We start from the raw sequence: 17,513 nt of genomic DNA, 5'->3' as shown, positions 1-17,513 counted from the left end.
TTACGTAAAAATATTACTTAAGGTTTTGGAATAATATTTATAGCAATTGTTTTTGTCTCAGTCTCTTTGCTTGAGTCGGCCATATTATAGTATTTAATTATTAAATCGTTTAATTCTTTTTCAAAGCTCATAAATTGATCATTCGTTAATGTCAAATCGATAAATGAAAAAGTTGCTAAATCTGCAAGTCTTTCTTCTTCATCAAGAGAATTTAAATAATTTTGATATTGAGATAGTAAAGCTAATTGATAGTTGGAAACATAATTTAATTTTTGTTTGATTGTTAGTTGTGTCCAATCCTCCTGACTAAGTTTTTCTGCTCCTTCATTTAATGCATAAAATTTTTCTGTAACAGAACGTACTTTTCGCTCTTTCACAATTTTTATGATGTCTTCATCCATTAAAATTTGAATGTGACGATATAAAGTAGCTTGAGGTACATCCTTTATGATAGAAATCATCTCCAAAGTACTTAAGCCTTCTTCTTTATCGTGCATTAGAGCTTGTAAAATTTTCATTCTCACAGGGTGCATTAAAACTTCTGCTTTATTCCGCATAAAAACGATCCTCCTATCAGATGGAATCAAGGGAAGCAATCAAATGTTATCAATATGAGAACATTATCAATAAATATACTATATATTTTTTTTTCAGATGTACAGTAGAAAGGTAATGAAATTTTTTACATACTCTGTTATCATTATCAATAATGATAATGAATGGGGGTTTTAGGAATGAAATTACATTATAGTTTTGATGATTTAAGCCAACTGGATTGGGCAAGCATACTTCCAATCATTTTGCCATTATTATTCGTAGGATTTGTTCTAATCATTGTTGCTTTATTCGATCTATATCGGCACCGAGATACGAGAGAAAACATACTAATGTGGACAATTATTATTTTGTTCTTTAATACAATTGGTTCTGTTCTTTACTTCATAATTGGTAGAAAGGATGTAAATAAACATGCGCTTAGAAATTAAAAATATTACGAAAAAGTTTAAACAAAAAACAGCAGTGAATGATTTTTCTATGGTTATTGATGCTAATGAATGTGTCGGATTAATTGGACCGAATGGAGCAGGAAAGTCTACATTAATTCAAATCATTGCCGACATTCTGAATGCAGACAAAGGGGAAATTCTTCTTGATGGTCAAAAAATTTCATCTATGAAAAATCAAATTGGTTACTTACCTCAGTATCCTAATTTTTTCTCATGGATGACAGCATTTGAAACATTGTCCTTTATGGGAACACTTTCTGGCTTAGAAAAAAATGAATTGCAGAAAGAGATCCCATTGCTTTTAGAAAAGGTCGGCTTAGGGAAAGAAGCACATCTCCATGTCGGGACGTTTTCAGGTGGTATGAAGCAACGTCTTGGCATTGCACAAGCATTATTGCATAAGCCAGCTTTAATGATTATGGATGAACCGGTATCAGCACTTGATCCAATAGGGAGAAGAGAAGTGTTAAACCTATTGAAAGAGATAAAAAAAGAAACGACCATTTTATTATCAACGCATATATTGAGCGATGCGGAGGAAATTTGTGAGCGCTTTGTAATGATTAAAAATGGTCACAAAATAGAGGATGCTACAAAATTAGAGTTACTTGAGCGCCATCAAGAATCAGCTATCTATGTAATGATTCGCAAGGTAGATTATCAGTGGTTAACAATGCTCGAACATTTACCTTATGTGAAGAAAATCGAAAGCTGTGGAAATGGCTTCAAAATCCACGTTGGAAATTTGGAAGCAGATACTAATCGATTAATACAGTACGGACTGGATTCAAAAGTGTTGTTTACTAAATTTGAAGTAGGTATTCAAGACAATCTAGAAGAAATATTTTTAGAATTGGTGGTGTAAATGAATGAATGCTTTTATCGAATTAAGTAAAAAAGAAGTACAGCAAATGGCAAGAGAGTTTAAAATATTGTGGCTACCAATTGTATTTATTTTCCTAGGGCTAACACAACCGATTATGATGTATTATTTACCGGTTATTCTACAATCAGCTGGTGGTGTTAAAGGTATAATAATTGATCCTACGATGGCAAAACCTGTCGGACAGGAAGTACTTGCCTCAACGTTAAATTCACAGTTTGATCAGTTGGGCATTATTATTCTGGTCGTCGCCACTATGAGTATTATCCAAGGAGAGAAAGCAAATGGCATGATGGCATTTATCCTAACAAGGCCAGTATCGATAACTTCTTATTTAAATAGTAAAATCATCATCCATTATATTTTGGCTGTTATATGTATAGCTCTTGGCTATGCAGTGTCCTATGGCTATTCAGCGTATTTATTTACTACTGTTCCTATGACACAAGCTTTATGGGCATTAGTTTTTTATTGTGTATGGCTGTTATTCATCATTACGTTTGTTGCGATGATGAGTACATTTTTTAAAAGTACGGCATTTATTGCACTAATAAGTATCGTTAGTCTATTAGTATGTCGTTTTATCGCTGGGCTACATCCATTCATAGACATTGTTAATCCTGCTAGTAATAGTATGTATGCAACAAATATTCTAATGTCAGGTGATGTGGGATCTTGGTATGGCCTCAATATTATAGTAACACTGCTGTTAGTTTTATTGATGGTCATTACAATGCAAAGTTTCATAACGAAAAAGAAATTTTAACTTCTATGGGATGAGGTGATGAAATTGTTATCGATACAAAATTTACAGAAATCATATGGACAGCATGAGGTTAAATGCCATCCCTATCTTTTGGCGATGAACCGTATGAAAGGATACGTATATAATTGAATGTAAAAATAGATCCAATGAGTAAAACTCCTTTGTATCAGCAGTTAATCCAGCAACTACTTTTTGAAATAGCGACAGGGAAATTGCAAAATGGTGACCCATTACCCTCCATTCGTGATTTAGCAGCTCAAACAAAACTCAATCTTCATACCGTTCATAAAAGCTACAAGGAGCTTCAGAAGCAGGGAATAATCACAATAAAACCTAACTCAAAAGCACTTGTTAAAAAGTCTTCTGAAGCAAAGGATGTTAACCTTCAACAAATTTCTATTAAGGTCGAACAAATAATGTGTGAAGCAAATGTTTTAGGGATTAGTGAGTATCAACTGCAGCAGATGTTTCATAAGAGTTTGCAAAAATATTATACTCAACGTTAAGAGAGAAAGAGATGACTTCTGCAATATAAAGAAGTCATCTCTTTCTAATTAGAGTGTATTTTAATCAATTATGCCTTGGAATAATTCCGTAACATGCGTTGGAGGCTTTAACTTCTTTCAGAGACACCCGTTGAAATGTAACTTAAATCCAAATTCATCTCACCAACTATAAAAGTGGGTTCTGCTGAAACAAGTTAAACTCATCCTTGGTCATCCCAAAATAGACCTCATCATAAAAGGTACCATTTGTATAAATCATATTTCTCAACCGGCCTTCTTCAACAAATCGCAGTTTTTTATGTAGAGCAATAGAAGATGCATTAAATGAGTAAACACAGATTGTTGCTTTTTGATAGCGTAGTTCAAAGAAATAATGCTTTAAAATCGTTAAAATCATATCTTTAGCATACCCTTTTCCTCTATGAGAAGGAAATACCGTGATAGCATAATCAAAGGTCCCATTCTTTGCATCACAACCAGAAACCTCAATTGTCCCCACGATATTGTTTGAAGCATCCTCCGCAATCCAGTAAAAATCATCACTCTCAGAAGATGCCCCTTGTGATATTTCATTTATCCATTCTTCAATTTGCTGATTTGTACGAGGAAAAGCGACTGAATCAAGGTTTTTAAGTATGTCATCATCTAAATTTTCAAATATATGAATATCCTCAGACTTTGGTGCCCTCAATCGTATTTTTTCTCCACGCCAATAGGAAACTTTCATTGAACTCATCTCCCTTTTTAATTTGTTCAGTTAAATTATACCATTGGAATTGTGTGGAAGGGAAAAAAGTAAGAAACCACTAAAAGAGTTCCTTACTTTTACAAATGCTATATTAAAAACACCGCCACAATGGTTGTAATCACAAGACCAATAGCCACTGGCAATAAATTACGCCTTGCAAGTTCGAATGGGCTAACATTACAAATTGCAGCAGCTGGGATTAGTGCCCAGGGAATTAATGTTCCGCCTCCTACAAAGATCGCTGTTATTTGCCCTAAAGCTGTTAAAGTTGCAGTACCTCCTCCAATAGCATTGCCAAACAGACTACCGACGGAACCTGCTAAGGAAATGCCTGAGAAGCCAGAGCCGTCTAAGCCTGTAATAGCGCCAACGACTGCTAAAGTGACGACTGCAATCCCCTTTGTTAATGGCACTACCGCAGCTAGACCCACACCGAGATCGTTGACGATACCATGTGAAGCGGCTGGTAAGTAGTCACCGATAATTTGTGTAAATCCAGAATCCCCTAAATAGAAAAGGCTGCGATTGGAATAACCGGTCCAAACACTTTAAATCCGAATTGGAATCCTTGAATGAAATAGCTTGTTGTCTTTTCGAGCCCTTGTTTTTTGTGGGCTACAACACAAAGTAATAGTAGGATAAAGACAGATGTGCCTCCTATTAAAGCTGTTGCATCTCCGCCTTGTAATTTTAATATAGACATTGCGATGACATCGAGTACAAAGGCAATTGGAATAAGTACTGCGAAAAAGCGTTTTTGCCCGAGTGTTAACAGGTTTTCAGCAGCTACTTGTTCTACTTCCTCATTTGTGTCGTTTGTTGCAAATAAATTCGCTGATCCACGCTTCATATCCCGTCGTAATAAAATATAGGCGACTACCGTAGTAACAACGCCCATTGTAATAACAAGGGGGATACTAGCAGACATTACCTCACTAACTGGAATACCAGCAGCATCAGCAGTTAGCTTAGGAGCTCCTTGTATAACAAAATCGCTTGAGAGAGCTAATCCGTGACCAAATAAATTCATCGCCATCGCCACACCGAGTGCTGGTAAACCTGCACGTAGAGCAACAGGTAACAAAACTGCCCCTAATAGTGCAACAGCAGGCGAAGGCCAGAAAAACCAAGAGATACACATCATTAAAAGACCAATCGTCCAATAAGCTAATGCGGGTGTTTTAATAATTTTCGTAAAAGGCGCAATCATGACCTCATTAATACCAGAAGTCATCATCACCCGACTCATTGCTACGATAATAGAAATAATGAGAATGGTCGACAAAAGCTCAGTGATAGCATAAATAAAACTGTTAAAAACACCACTAATGGACGAAGTTATATCGCCTGTAGCAACGATTGCTAACATGAATATGCCTAGTACACAAATGAGGGTGGTATCGCGACGTTTAACCATAAAGCCAATGATAAGGACAATAAAAACAACGTAAATCCAATGGAGAGCAGTAAATTCAATCCCCATACGTTTCCCCCTCAATATTCGATCTGATTCTATAGAATATGAAGGGGAAAAAAGTTGGTGATGGTTTAGAAAAAATTCTACTTAGTCAGAACGACGGAAAGTATGGTCAGAGCGACGGATAGAATAGTCGAAGTGACGGAAAGTATGGTCAGAGCGACGGATAGAATAGTCGAAGTGACGGAAAGTATGGTCAGAGCGACGGATAGAAAAGTCGAAGTGACGGAAAGTATGGTCAGAACGACGGATAGAAAAGTCGAAGTGACGGAAAGTATGGTCAGAGCGACGGATAGAAAAGTCGAAGTGACGGAAAGTATGGTCAGAGCGACGGATAGAATAGTCGAAGTGACGGAAAGTATGGTCAGAACGACGGATAGAATAGTCGAAGTGACGGAAAGTATGGTCAGAGCGACGGATAGAAAAGTCGAAGTGACGGAAAGTATGGTCAGAGCGACGGATAGAAAAGTCGAAGTGACGGAAAGTATGGTCAGAGCGACGGATAGAATAGTCGAAGTGACGGAAAGTATGGTCAGAACGACGGATAGAATAGTCGAAGTGACGGAAAAAAGAGCCAATGTGACGGATAGAATCGTCAAAGTGACGGATAGAGAAGCCAAAGTTGTGGATAGCGCCGCCCAATTCATGGATAGAAGCACCAAAGACGTGGATAGCGCTGCCAAATTCGTGGATAGATCCGTCATAGCGAAAAACTAGTAATAAAATAAAATAAAAGAGGTGTGATTTGGAAATTGTTATTTCCAGGAAAAATACTTATCGATAAAGGCGGAAGCAGACCAGTTGGTACATATAGATTAAACCACCAGTTATACAGGAAGTTCTGGTTTTAATTGACAATGATAATCATTATCGGTATTGTGGAAGTGGACTAGAAATCACATGTCCACCTATTCGCATACCAGCGGTTATTTGATTAATTTATGCCAGCATGAAGATGCCTAATACACAAATGAGTGCGGTGTCGCGACGTTTAACCATATCCAATTTTTATACATATTTATTGCGAAATATCCTAAATTTATCCTTGTAAGTTGTTGTAATAGTTTTTTAGAAATTTAAGTTTTATAAAACCGATATTCTTTTAATAAATTAAGTAATGAAGTAGAGGTGAACCATAGGTGAAGCAGGTGTTGGTAATTAAGAATGAACGGTCTTTAGCAAAGAAAATCGGAAGCGGTCTAAAGCAAGAAGGCTATTTCATTTTAACACTTCACAATGAAAACAGAGGTTTAAATATAGTATACGAGCAAGATTGGGATCTTATTATATTGGATTGGGATTCGTTAAGTATGTCTGGACCGGAAATTTGCAGACAAATACGGTCCGTTAAAACGACCCCAATAATCATTGTGACCGACAATGTGTCCAGTGAGGATTGCATAGCAGGATTACAAGCAGGAGCAGATGATTATATAAGAAAACCATTTGTAAAAGAAGAATTAGTAGAAAGGATAAAAGTTATCTTAAGAAGAGGGGACTATATCCAGTTAATCGAGAATGATTACTTTCGATTTAAAGATCTCTTCGTTGATGCATCCCGCAAAATTGTGACAAAAGGTGGTGAAAATCTCCCGTTTACTAAGCGCGAGTATGACTTACTTGTATATTTAATCAAGAATAAAAATACAATATTGAGCCGTGAAATGCTCTTGAATCAGGTTTGGGGATATGACGTAGCAGTCAATCCAAATGTAGTAGATTTATATATTGGGTATTTAAGAAAAAAGCTAAAGTGCGAGAAGAAAGACAGATATATTCAAACAATCCATGGCAGGGGCTATTCAATGATTGAATAGTAAAAATAAGATAATATATAAAGTACCGTTTGTTACAGCAATCAATATTAAACATAATCGAAAAAAAACGAGTAAAAACAGTTTCAATCAGTTTTGCTCGTTTTTTTGTTCTATTAAATCTGAAAACCAAACAGTTTCTGATAGATATTGAGTAGACGGAAACAATAAAAGTATTTTGTATCCAATCTAAGCTAGAAAGTAGACTTCTGTATAAACTTGTATTTTTCACAAGATTTTCACAGAATTAAAGACTATACTGTTTCACAGACAGGTTAAATGAAAATGATTATCAATAGCAATTGAGGTGGTTAGCAATGACTATGCAACTCAATGTATAGATTTCATCATTTTCAAAATAAATTACATAAGGAGTATATGTATGAAGAAATCTATGTTTTTAAAATTTGTTGGTATTATCGCAGTTTTGACATTGATGTTAGTAGGTTGTTCAGATTCAAGTAATAAATCTAATCAAGAGTCAAAGTCTAATGAAGATAATGGAAGTAAAGAGGTTGCTAAACCTGCGACAGTTGAAATCACTGATGCCCACGGAACTGTTACTGTTCCTGTAAATCCAAAGAATGTAGTTGCTTTGGATAATAGAACTTTTGAAACTTTAGCTGATTGGAACATTGACTTAGTAGCTGTTCCAAAGGATGTAATGCCTGCTGATTCACCATATGTAAAGGATGATTCGGTACAAAATATTGGAAATCACCGCGAACCAAATCTTGAAATTATAGCAGCTGCAAACCCTGATCTTGTAATCGTCGGTCAAAGATTTGCAGACTATTACGAAGAGATCAAAAAATTAGTGCCAAATGCAGTTGTTATTGATCTTAATGTAGATGTTTCAGAGGAAGCTGCTACGCCTGGAGAAAACTTAGTAAATGGACTTAAAAATTCTACAATTGCTTTAGGAAAAATTTTCGATAAAAATGAAGAAGCAAAACAAGTAGTAGCTGATTTTGATAAAGTTATCGAAAATGCTAAATCTGCTTATAACGGAAAAGATAAAGTTATGAGTGTTATCGTTGGTGGTGGGGATATTGGTTTTTCAGCTCCTCATTCTGGACGTGTTTGGGGACCAATGTATGAAATTTTCAATTGGGTTCCAGCATTAGAAGTTGCTGATTCTACTTCAGGTCATAAAGGTGATGAAGTTTCTGTTGAAGCTATTGCACAAACTAACCCTGATTGGCTTTTCGTATTAGATCGTGATGCTGCAATATCTGGTGAAGAAAATTCAGTTCCTGCTCAGGATGTTATTGCAAACGCACCTGCTCTTCAAAACACAACTGCTGTTTCTAAAAAACATATCATTTATGCACCAGCAGATACTTATACAAATGAATCAATTCAGACTTATATAGAGTTGTTTGAAAACCTTGCAAATACTTTAGGTAAGTAGTGTAAAGGAGTATAAAATAGTGCTAAAAAATGTAATTTCTAGGGTTGAGATAAATTCTCAACCCCAGTTTTATAACTACAATAAGATATGGACAAAGTCTTTTATATTAGCGGCTATAGTTGTTAGTATTTTAGGCATTATATCACTATTTACTGGAGTTTATGATATACGTGGACAAGAGGATGGAATGGAGATGTTTTTCATTACTCGTATTCCGAGAACAGTTGCATTAATGCTAACTGGGGCTGCAATGTCAATGGCAGGACTCGTAATGCAACTGATTACACAGAATCGTTTTGTTGAACCTACTACAACAGGGACTATTGAATGGTCAGGTTTAGGGCTGCTTTTTGTTTATTTATTATTTCCCGCCCCAACTTTAGTTTTAAGAATGACTGGTGCAATCATTTTTTCTTTTATAGGAACTATGATTTTCTTTTTGTTTTTAAGAAGAGTTAAACTTCGTTCTTCTTTAATTGTCCCGATTATTGGATTGATGCTTGGAGCAGTTATTTCTGCAGTGTCCACTTTTATGGGACTTCTTTTTCAAATGACACAAAGTATTGAAACTTGGTTTGTCGGTTCTTTTGCGCCTGTTCAGGTGGGAAGATATGAATATTTATGGTTAATTGTAATCGTTACTTTGTTTATTTTTATTTATGCTAATAGATTGACTTTAGCTGGACTAGGAGAAGATGTCGCAACAAGCCTTGGAGTTAATTACAATAGGATTGTTCTTGTGGGGACTGCCCTTATTTCTCTTGCAGTTGGAATTGTTGCAGCAGTTATTGGAAATTTACCCTTCTTGGGTTTAATTGTCCCAAACATTGTTTCAATGTATAGAGGTGATGATCTTAGGAGTAATTTACCTTGGGTATGTTTGATAGGAATGGGGACTATAACTGCTTGTGACATAATTTCTCGAACAATTATAATGCCTTTTGAAGTACCTGTTTCTTTAATACTGGGAACAGTGGGTGCAGTCGTGTTTATTATTATCTTATTGAGACAAAGAAAACCAAGGAGGCTACGATGAGCACATTGGAATATAGAAATAAAGAAAATGTCGAAATCGATTCTAGCCTTCATAATAAAAATAGATCAGCTAGGGCTTTTCGTTCTAAGAAGGAGGAAAGGCGTTATTGGTTTTTGCTGATAACATTGATTGCTTTGGGCATCCTTTCTTCATATGGACTTTTAGTTTATAACAATCCAGTTCCGATTGATTCACCTTCTTTTATCCCAGTTGTTAAGAGAAGGATAGTAGCTATTGTTGCAATGATTATTGCAGCAGTTTGTCAGAGCTTGTCGACTGTTGCTTTCCAATCCATTACGCATAATAGGATTATTACTCCTTCGCTTTTAGGTTTCGAATCACTTTACTCAACAATTCAAACTAGTACTATATTTTTCTTTGGGGCTAGTGCATTAATAAATTTTACTGGGGTTGGATCATTTTTATTTCAAGTTGTTGTTATGGTTTTAATGAGCTTGATACTTTATGGATGGCTACTTTCTGGTAAATACGGGAATTTACAACTTATGCTTTTAGTTGGAATTATTATTGGAACTGGGCTAAATTCAGTGGGAACTTTCATGAGAAGACTACTTGCGCCTTCTGAATTTGATATTTTACAGGCAAGATTGTTTGGTTCTGTTAATAATGCTGATTCTGCATATTTTCCTATTGTAATTCCTATTGTAATAATTGTAGCAATATTACTTCTTACTCATTCTAAGAATCTAAATATATTGTCACTAGGAAAGGATGTTGCTACTTCTTTTGGAGTTAAATATCAATCTAATGTAATTTATACGCTTGTATTAGTTGCTATTTTGATGTCAATTTCAACAGCTTTGATTGGACCACTTACTTTCTATGGTTTTTTAGTAGCAACTTTGAGCTATCAGGCGGCATCAACTTATGATCATAGATATATTTTTCCAATGGCTCTAGCTATAGGATTTTTGATAATAACGAGTGCTTACTTTTTGATGTATCATGTATTCCATGCTCAAGGTGTAGTTTCAGTTATTATCGAATTATTTGGTGGAATAATATTTTTAACTGTAGTTTTAAGGAAGAGGGCTTTATGATAAAAATTGATAATGTTAAAAAGTTCTATACTGATAAAGTAAAAATAGGACCTTTGGATATTGAAATACCAAAAGCGGGTTTTACATCTTTGATTGGACCAAATGGCGCTGGAAAGTCTACTACACTTTTGATGATTGGAAGACTCTTGGATATGGAGGAAGGACAAATTCAGGTGGCAAATATGGATGTTTCTGAAACCAAATCAAAAGACTTATCAAAAATTCTTACTATATTACGCCAAGAAAATCATTTTGTAACTAGGCTTACTATTAGACAACTAGTTGGATTTGGACGTTTTCCTTATTCAAAGGGAAGATTGACTATAGAAGATGAGGTTATTATTTCTAAATATATCGATTTCTTAGACTTAACTGATTTAGAGAATAGATATTTAGATGAGCTTTCTGGTGGTCAAAGACAAAGGGCATATGTAGCGATGGTTTTGTGCCAAGAGACTGAATATGTACTTTTGGACGAGCCTCTGAACAACCTTGATGTTGCTCGCTCTGTTCAAATGATGGAGCATTTAAGACGTGCAGCTAATGAATTTGGAAGAACAATTCTGACTGTTATGCATGATATAAATTTTGCAGCCAAATACTCTGATAGAATTTGTGCTATGAAAGATGGACAAATTGCCGCTTTTGGAACAGTAGAAGAGGTTATGGACTCGAAAATTTTGACAGATATTTTCGAAACAAAAATAGAAATTATCGAAGGTCCTTATGGTCCACTAGCTGTTTATTAGTTACGAAGTTTTAACTCAAAAAATGAGTAAGCCAAAAAAATTAATAGAAAATTAAATTATTTGCTGTAGCTTGCACAGATCATAATAGCTACTCTAGTTGAAAGTTGCTGCCTGTATTTTACAGACGGCAGCTTTTTCAAATGCCATTGCCCACGTTTATGATTGAAGTATATAGTAACGAGAAATTTAGTGATCTTAATATACTCTGACGTTTTTCAATGAGTAATTCAAAAAAAGGATTACAAAACCAAAATAACATAACATTGACAGATGATAACTACTTCACCTTTAGACTATTTCAAATTAAGCGTTACACAACAATAGAAAAATTGAAAGACTTAGGAGATATTCCTAAGCCTTTTTTTGCAATAAAATTATAAATTTTTACTTACTAACTTTAAGGTATCTTTAATATAATCATGATAAGGTGTTTCGGGTAGCGAATCTATATTACTAGCGGCTCTCTTTGCATAAATAAGTGCTTCTTCTACTTTTCCTAGCTGGAAAAGACAAAAAGCTCTATATGCATCTGCTGTGTAGAGAATACATAATTCCAGCGGATAACTATTTGTATTTGGCATTTCAAATCTTTCGAAATCTTTCAGCGCTTCTTTTACCTGTTTTTTACCTAACAAAGCTTTACCTTTTTCAAGATAATAAAAATCATTGTCAAGATTACCCTTCATTAAGGTAGCGTACTTATTTAAATAAAAAAGAGCTTGATCATAATCTTTTGGTATTTGATTATAATAATGAGCTTGAAGTAATAGTGTAAAAGCTAAGGACCTATCATTCTCACTACACACAGCAAACTGCTCGGATTTCTTTATAAAATAGGAAAAATCATTTTCATTGTTATGAAGAAGTGCTTGGAATGCTGCAATTCGGAAAATATTATCCATTTTATAAAAGACCATTTTTCTTTTTGATATTTCTATTAATTGATTAAGTTTATCCTTTCCGGATTTATATTCACCAATTCCGAAGAGTAAGACCATTTCAACAAAATTCGCTTCTATATCAACAAACAAATCAATTACTATTGCTTTTTCCTCATATTCTTTTTTTACGCTTCGTAACATTTTTAGAGCTGCATGATACTTGCCGTTTTTTGCAAGGTATTCCACTTCATATACTTTAGCAGCCAAGCAATGGCTATAAAGTGATAATCGTTCATAGATTGTTATTGCCTGATCTATCAAATTTTTTCCTCGGTTTTGATCTGTCTTTATTATTATCCTTCCAGAAATGTCTAATATTCTGGCGGATTCCAAAGAAATAGGAAACTGTTGTTCAAATATATTTTGGGTTAGATTAATTATCTGCTCATCGTTGTTTTTATCAAAAGCTTCCTCTAATCTCTTAAGTAAATACTTTAGCTCATTAGGAGTAGGGTTCCCTAACAAATACTGAGGATCACAGCCTAACTGACGTGCAATAAATTTTAAGCTCTCCATAGAAGGGTTTGCACGCCCATTTTCAATCATACTTAACATTCCTTTTGACATTTTATTATCGGCTAGTTGTAGAATTGTCATTCCTTTTTCTAATCTTAATTTTTTTATTCGTTTCCCTAACTCATTCATTTTCAACATCCTTTTTAATTCTAAAATATTAGTTCAATTATATTAAACTTTGGCTTGAAAAGACAATTATTACATGCTACGATAAGTTCAATCAAATTGAACTTTTGGATTGGGTTAAACAGAGGAAGAAGATGAGGGATTGAATATGAGTGCATTTATTGAGAACAAAGTTGAACAAAAGCTAGATATAGGTGGAATTGAATTATATTATGAATTGTTAGGAAGGCAGCATGAAGGTCCTACTTTAGTTTTCGATTCAGGGTATGGAGTAACTTTAGATAATTGGAATCCGATTAAAGATGAAATATCAAATTTTTCAAAAATGTTCATTTATGATAGAGCTGGTATTGGAAAAAGCGGTATAGATGATAGACCCCGACACAGTAAACAAAGTGTTGAAAATTTACATATTTTACTAAAAAAAGCAGGTGTGAAACCTCCATATGTATTGGTGGGTCACTCATTTGGAGGATTAAATATAAGATTATTTGCTAGTACATATCCAGAGGAAGTTGCGGGAATAGTTCTTTTGGATTCAACTCATGAGGATCAAAATAAAATATTGCCTCCTTTATTTTCAAAAGAAGTTCAGGAATCGTTTTATAATCAATTTACTTTAGAAGGTTCTCTTAATGAGGTTGAAGAAAGTCTAGAACAAGTTCGTAATTCTAATTCCTTTGGAAGTATTCCATTGGTAGTCGTTACAGGCGGTCTGCAGCCTTTCCATACAAAGGAATCTATGGCTGCTTGGATTAGATTTCAGAGAGAGCTAGCTAAGTTGTCATCGAATAAACAACATATTATCGTTGAAGATGCTGGACATGCGATACATATTGATCAACCACAAGTTGTTATTGATGTAATAAGAAATTTGTTAGCTACAGTAAAGAATAACAATAAGAATACTGGACATAACTTTTTTTAATTATTTATTGCTTATTTGGATTGTATTCTTAAATAATTTAAAACAATATAAACATCCAATATACCAATTATTAAACCAACAATTATAAAACATATACCCGTAACATTAACAACAATTGGTTTAAGTAGTTCAAAAACGAAAGATAATTCATTAGTACTTGAGGATAGAAAATAAAAGTACTTCACAGGCTTTTTGGTTCTTAATATGACAACAGTATGAGGGCGATTGAAAACACATAAGGTTTTCAAGTACAACAATTTTAGTGTCAGAAAAAATATCTTGAATCAGATGATGAATGTCAAAAAGTATAAACAAGCCGATCTTCACATTTGGAAAATTGGCTTGTTTATATTCTAAGATAAAGATACTTTACAACATCGAATATTCAGAGTGTTCCCTCTGTGCTTTGACGAGAGAAGAATTGTATCTGAGTAGCATTTTAAGGCTAAATGTTTGTGAATAAATGTACTTAAACTCCCATGAAAGAACTTAATCATCTTTCATTTTCTGTGATGTAGTGCTGGTTTTTGCGCTACATGGATGGCTAACGGGTGCGATTGTTCAATTAAACAGTCGCTATCCAATAACGTCGAGATTAGTTCAATACATATATAAGTGAAAAAATAAATAATGGAGGGGTAAGGTGACACATTTTTGTATAGAAATTGTTAAACCTCCAGTCATTGAGACACACACAAACACTTTTTAGGTTGCTTGATTCCAATATTAAATGGGCGTTAAGTAGCCTAATTTTTATTGTGTCCGCTCCTCATGTTGATTTGAAATAAAGTTGTACATTTAATAAAAAAGGTTAGATGTTCAAGCAAACTCGCGACGAAATAAACACGTTCAAAATCAATGCATTACTTGAAGAAACGTATTGGGAAAATCGACTTTAAGCGTAACATCTGTTGAGTAATTATCTGAATTATTTCGAACTATTTTAAGAAGAGAAAGGCTTAGGAGTTATTCTAAGCCTTTTTGTAGTTTTTCAGTGAAAGAGAATAGCATTGATTTTATGTACTTATTACATCACTTAACGAAATCCTATAAAAGTTTTTTTGAAAAAATGAACTATTTATAATACTAAATTGTTACTTGTATAGAAATCAGAAAAAGGAGGTGGGATTGTGGAACACTTTAGCGATGAGAGGGTTTTGTTTCAAACATATTATAAAGACGTCTTCAGGGCTTGCTATTACATGCTTCAAAATAAATACGATGCAGAAGATTTATGTCAGGATGTATTTGCAAAAGCTTTGAGTGAAGATTTTCGAGACATACAAAATCAAAAATCCTGGTTACTTAGTATTGCCATGAATATGTCTCGAAATTATTTAAAGAAAAAGAACAGACTGTTATTAAAAGAAAATTTTAATTTCCTATCATCTAAACAGTTTGACAATACCCAAAACATTGAGCAAACAATACAGATCAATGAAAATAAAAGTGAGTTAGTCGATTTATTGAACAAACTGCCTGTTCGTATACGGAAGGTTATGGTATTGAAGTATGTGCATGATTGTAAAGATAGAGAAATTGCTCAAATTCTAAAAATCCCTGAGGGGACGGTTAAATCGAGGCATTTTAAAGGCAAAAAATTAATGGAAAAGTTTATAGAAGTGGATAAAAATTTGTTACTTGAATGGAGGGGGCATCGTGAGTAATATGGACGATTTAATAAAAGAGCAAGTGAAGTGCGACCAAGTAGATTATCCTAATGAGAATGAAATGTGGAGTAAAATCATCCGTAAACAACAAAATCGTAATTATAAAACTAAAAAACATAGCTATAAACCCCGAATTATATTATCCGCCATTTTGTTTACAATTGTTTTATCATCCACAACTGTATTTGCTAAATATTCAACAGAAATCTTGGACTGGATGCGAAATATGAATAGATCAGGCATTATTACTTCTTTAGAAAATGGATTTGGACAAGAAGTAAATAAAACTGCTGAAAATGAAGTTGGTGTCTTAACTATCCATAATGTAGTTTCAGATCAAAATGGTACTACTATTAACTTTAGCTTAGATATTGATCACGAGTATCCCATAGATTATGCAAACTTCGAACAAGCGTTACTCAAAATTGACGGAAAAGAAATACAGATGGAAGCAAGTGCAGTCTATAATCAGGAATCGGATAAATTAGTAGGGGTCCTACATACAGATGAGGATATCCCACATAACAGCCATGTTACACTTCAACTAGGTGGTGTAAAGGAGATACAACTGAAAAGTATAGAGTTAAAAGATTTGGCTCACTCGAACAAATATCCTGAAAAGATAAACATTCATCAAGATGGAATATCACAAATAGATTTCATTTCAAATGATTATCAAAAAGGACAATATATATTGGATTATCTCATCGAACTGGAGGAACCCAATAACATTGAACACGCCTATTTATCCTATACCGTAGAAAATGAACCCATTGCGAATTCTGGCGTTACTCATAAACGTCCACAACCAAATGTCATTAAAAGAAGTGACTCACTAGAGATACAAAAAGAAGCGGTAGAAAAATTAGGGGTATTTTTAAGTTACAATGATACAGTAAGTTATAAACCAGAAACATGGAACTTGGATTTCCAATACAATCATGATCTTGCTAAACAATCTACCTTTGTTATCGACGTGGACAAAAAAGTTGAGCTAGGCTCTCGGCAACTTCAATTTAAAGAGCTTGTGATTACACCGAGTAGGGTGAAGCTATATTTTGATGAAAAAAATATAAAGACCAATTCTAATTGGTCTTATGTCTATAATTATCGTCAGATTAAATTGCGAATTGGTGAACAAGAATTGTCAGGAAATTATTTTGATGATGGTTATCTTTCCTTTGAAACACAGGAACTAATAAAGGATATTACGAATAAAGAAATTGTTCTTACTTTAAAAGATGCGACTGTCTCTTATGAAGCTGAAAAGCAAGACAAAGTAGACCTTACAAATATTTCTGATGTACCACAAACCATAAAAGCAGAATTAAACGGGTATCCAATTGATGTTACCTACTATGCTAATGGCAATGATTTAATCGTTGAATCAGAAAGTAAGAACGAGCAATTTGGTGGTATTACACAAAATGTTATTTATCAGAATGGCGAAAGAATCTTTGCTGAAACTCGTTCTAATGATGGAGTGTTAAGAACACATAAACAAGTGGAAACATTTAAAAATATAAAGGAGAAAGATATTACATTAAACTTCTTCCTTTATACTGTCAATGAAGATCGAGCTAAAACTATTATTTTACAGTAAATCATTTGTAGTGTAGATTTAAGTTTTAAATAATGAATGACTAATACTGCTGTAGAACATAATTGAGAATTGTTTTAAGAAAAAATAAAAGAGCCACTCTTTGTGAACCCCAATCGTTAGATTTTTGGTCTAACTTTTGGGGTTCACTGCTTTTTGAGTGACAATCTTTTAGAATAAGTGATATAAACAGTCCAGTCATTAACCAACACTTCAGTTGTTGCCTCTCCGCCGTTTGCTTTAACAATATCATCGGTATTTCAAGATTGAT

16 protein-coding genes and 1 pseudogene are annotated in these 17,513 nt (G+C 34.1%); 12 read left to right on the top strand and 5 right to left on the bottom strand.

Annotated elements, in window-relative coordinates; genetic code table 11:
- Positions 1–17: 17 nt before the first annotated feature.
- A complete protein-coding gene (locus JNUCC51_RS04995) occupies positions 18–557 on the bottom strand; it encodes a helix-turn-helix domain-containing protein (protein ID WP_337991098.1) in 540 nt (179 codons plus the stop codon).
- A gap of 177 nt (positions 558–734) precedes the next feature.
- On the opposite strand from JNUCC51_RS04995, the gene JNUCC51_RS04990 reads away from it, so the two are divergent.
- The 4 genes from JNUCC51_RS04990 to JNUCC51_RS04975 all read left to right on the top strand — a co-directional run bounded on the left by JNUCC51_RS04990 (position 735) and on the right by JNUCC51_RS04975 (position 3,162).
- The gene (locus tag JNUCC51_RS04990) at positions 735–986 is read left to right on the top strand and encodes a PLD nuclease N-terminal domain-containing protein (RefSeq protein ID WP_337991097.1); all 252 of its coding nucleotides are present in this window, start codon (positions 735–737) and stop codon (positions 984–986) included.
- Positions 970–1,872 (top strand): ABC transporter ATP-binding protein, encoded by a 903-nt coding sequence (locus tag JNUCC51_RS04985; protein WP_337991096.1) that lies wholly within the window; start codon positions 970–972, stop codon positions 1,870–1,872. The genes JNUCC51_RS04990 and JNUCC51_RS04985 overlap by 17 nt, the downstream gene beginning before the upstream one ends.
- A 4-nt stretch (positions 1,873–1,876) precedes the next feature.
- The gene (locus JNUCC51_RS04980; RefSeq protein WP_337991095.1) at positions 1,877–2,656 is read left to right on the top strand and encodes an ABC transporter permease; all 780 of its coding nucleotides are present in this window, start codon (positions 1,877–1,879) and stop codon (positions 2,654–2,656) included.
- Between the two features lie 125 nt (positions 2,657–2,781).
- The gene (locus JNUCC51_RS04975) at positions 2,782–3,162 is read left to right on the top strand and encodes a GntR family transcriptional regulator (protein WP_337991094.1); all 381 of its coding nucleotides are present in this window, start codon (positions 2,782–2,784) and stop codon (positions 3,160–3,162) included.
- A gap of 166 nt (positions 3,163–3,328) precedes the next feature.
- Here the strand turns inward: JNUCC51_RS04975 and JNUCC51_RS04970 are convergent, their stop codons facing one another.
- The 3 genes and pseudogenes from JNUCC51_RS04970 to JNUCC51_RS04960 form a co-directional block, all read right to left on the bottom strand.
- Positions 3,329–3,889 carry a GNAT family N-acetyltransferase gene (locus JNUCC51_RS04970; RefSeq protein ID WP_337991093.1) on the bottom strand — a complete coding sequence of 187 codons (561 nt, stop codon included), beginning with the start codon at positions 3,887–3,889 and terminating at the stop codon, positions 3,329–3,331.
- A gap of 107 nt (positions 3,890–3,996) precedes the next feature.
- A pseudogene (locus JNUCC51_RS04965) lies at positions 3,997–5,393 on the bottom strand (hypothetical protein).
- Positions 5,394–5,474: 81 nt separating this feature from the next.
- Complete coding sequence (locus JNUCC51_RS04960; RefSeq protein WP_337991092.1) at positions 5,475–6,029, bottom strand: hypothetical protein; 555 nt, start codon at positions 6,027–6,029, stop codon at positions 5,475–5,477.
- Positions 6,030–6,526: 497 nt separating this feature from the next.
- Here JNUCC51_RS04960 and JNUCC51_RS04955 point away from each other — a divergent pair, with 497 nt between their 5' ends.
- The 5 genes from JNUCC51_RS04955 (at position 6,527) to JNUCC51_RS04935 (ending at position 11,461) form a co-directional block, all read left to right on the top strand.
- A complete protein-coding gene (locus JNUCC51_RS04955; protein WP_337991091.1) occupies positions 6,527–7,204 on the top strand; it encodes a response regulator transcription factor in 678 nt (225 codons plus the stop codon).
- 379 nt (positions 7,205–7,583) lie between these two features.
- On the top strand, positions 7,584–8,615 hold the full coding sequence (locus JNUCC51_RS04950; protein ID WP_337991090.1) for a siderophore ABC transporter substrate-binding protein: 1,032 nt from the start codon (positions 7,584–7,586) through the stop codon (positions 8,613–8,615).
- Between the two features lie 19 nt (positions 8,616–8,634).
- Positions 8,635–9,651, top strand: a complete 1,017-nt coding sequence (locus tag JNUCC51_RS04945) for an ABC transporter permease (protein WP_337991089.1) — start codon at positions 8,635–8,637, stop codon at positions 9,649–9,651.
- Positions 9,648–10,712 (top strand): iron chelate uptake ABC transporter family permease subunit, encoded by a 1,065-nt coding sequence (locus JNUCC51_RS04940; protein ID WP_337991088.1) that lies wholly within the window; start codon positions 9,648–9,650, stop codon positions 10,710–10,712. The genes JNUCC51_RS04945 and JNUCC51_RS04940 overlap by 4 nt, the downstream gene beginning before the upstream one ends.
- The gene (locus JNUCC51_RS04935; RefSeq protein ID WP_100544701.1) at positions 10,709–11,461 is read left to right on the top strand and encodes an iron ABC transporter ATP-binding protein; all 753 of its coding nucleotides are present in this window, start codon (positions 10,709–10,711) and stop codon (positions 11,459–11,461) included. Before JNUCC51_RS04940 ends, JNUCC51_RS04935 begins: the two co-directional genes overlap by 4 nt.
- Positions 11,462–11,835: 374 nt before the next feature.
- Here the strand turns inward: JNUCC51_RS04935 and JNUCC51_RS04930 are convergent, their stop codons facing one another.
- Positions 11,836–13,047, bottom strand: a complete 1,212-nt coding sequence (locus tag JNUCC51_RS04930; protein WP_337991087.1) for a helix-turn-helix domain-containing protein — start codon at positions 13,045–13,047, stop codon at positions 11,836–11,838.
- 145 nt (positions 13,048–13,192) lie between these two features.
- Here JNUCC51_RS04930 and JNUCC51_RS04925 point away from each other — a divergent pair, with 145 nt between their 5' ends.
- From JNUCC51_RS04925 to JNUCC51_RS04915, 3 genes are all read left to right on the top strand, one after another.
- Positions 13,193–13,972 carry an alpha/beta fold hydrolase gene (locus JNUCC51_RS04925; protein ID WP_337991086.1) on the top strand — a complete coding sequence of 260 codons (780 nt, stop codon included), beginning with the start codon at positions 13,193–13,195 and terminating at the stop codon, positions 13,970–13,972.
- A 1,130-nt stretch (positions 13,973–15,102) separates the two neighbouring features.
- Positions 15,103–15,639, top strand: a complete 537-nt coding sequence (locus JNUCC51_RS04920) for an RNA polymerase sigma factor (protein WP_337991085.1) — start codon at positions 15,103–15,105, stop codon at positions 15,637–15,639.
- Position 15,640: 1 nt separating this feature from the next.
- Positions 15,641–17,245 carry a DUF4179 domain-containing protein gene (locus JNUCC51_RS04915; RefSeq protein ID WP_337992185.1) on the top strand — a complete coding sequence of 535 codons (1,605 nt, stop codon included), beginning with the start codon at positions 15,641–15,643 and terminating at the stop codon, positions 17,243–17,245.
- Positions 17,246–17,513 lie beyond the last annotated feature (268 nt).

Origin of the sequence: Lysinibacillus sp. JNUCC 51, assembly GCF_015999525.1 — a bacterium.
Lineage (GTDB): Bacteria > Bacillota > Bacilli > Bacillales_A > Planococcaceae > Lysinibacillus > Lysinibacillus xylanilyticus.
Note: the sequence above shows the minus strand (reverse complement) of the source record. Positions and strands in the feature narration are given on the sequence as shown.

Bases quoted from the DNA above. Each gene is read 5' to 3' on its own strand.
- JNUCC51_RS04985 (WP_337991096.1), top strand. From the start codon at position 970: ATGCGCTTAGAAATTAAAAATATTACGAAAAAGTTTAAACAAAAAACA.
- JNUCC51_RS04980 (WP_337991095.1), top strand. From the start codon at position 1,877: ATGAATGCTTTTATCGAATTAAGTAAAAAAGAAGTACAGCAAATGGCA.
- JNUCC51_RS04970 (WP_337991093.1), bottom strand. From the start codon at position 3,889: ATGAAAGTTTCCTATTGGCGTGGAGAAAAAATACGATTGAGGGCACCA.
- JNUCC51_RS04935 (WP_100544701.1), top strand. From the start codon at position 10,709: ATGATAAAAATTGATAATGTTAAAAAGTTCTATACTGATAAAGTAAAA.
- JNUCC51_RS04995 (WP_337991098.1), bottom strand. From the start codon at position 557: ATGCGGAATAAAGCAGAAGTTTTAATGCACCCTGTGAGAATGAAAATT.
- JNUCC51_RS04925 (WP_337991086.1), top strand. From the start codon at position 13,193: ATGAGTGCATTTATTGAGAACAAAGTTGAACAAAAGCTAGATATAGGT.
- JNUCC51_RS04990 (WP_337991097.1), top strand. From the start codon at position 735: ATGAAATTACATTATAGTTTTGATGATTTAAGCCAACTGGATTGGGCA.
- JNUCC51_RS04930 (WP_337991087.1), bottom strand. From the start codon at position 13,047: ATGAATGAGTTAGGGAAACGAATAAAAAAATTAAGATTAGAAAAAGGA.
- JNUCC51_RS04940 (WP_337991088.1), top strand. From the start codon at position 9,648: ATGAGCACATTGGAATATAGAAATAAAGAAAATGTCGAAATCGATTCT.
- JNUCC51_RS04950 (WP_337991090.1), top strand. From the start codon at position 7,584: ATGAAGAAATCTATGTTTTTAAAATTTGTTGGTATTATCGCAGTTTTG.
- JNUCC51_RS04915 (WP_337992185.1), top strand. From the start codon at position 15,641: ATGGACGATTTAATAAAAGAGCAAGTGAAGTGCGACCAAGTAGATTAT.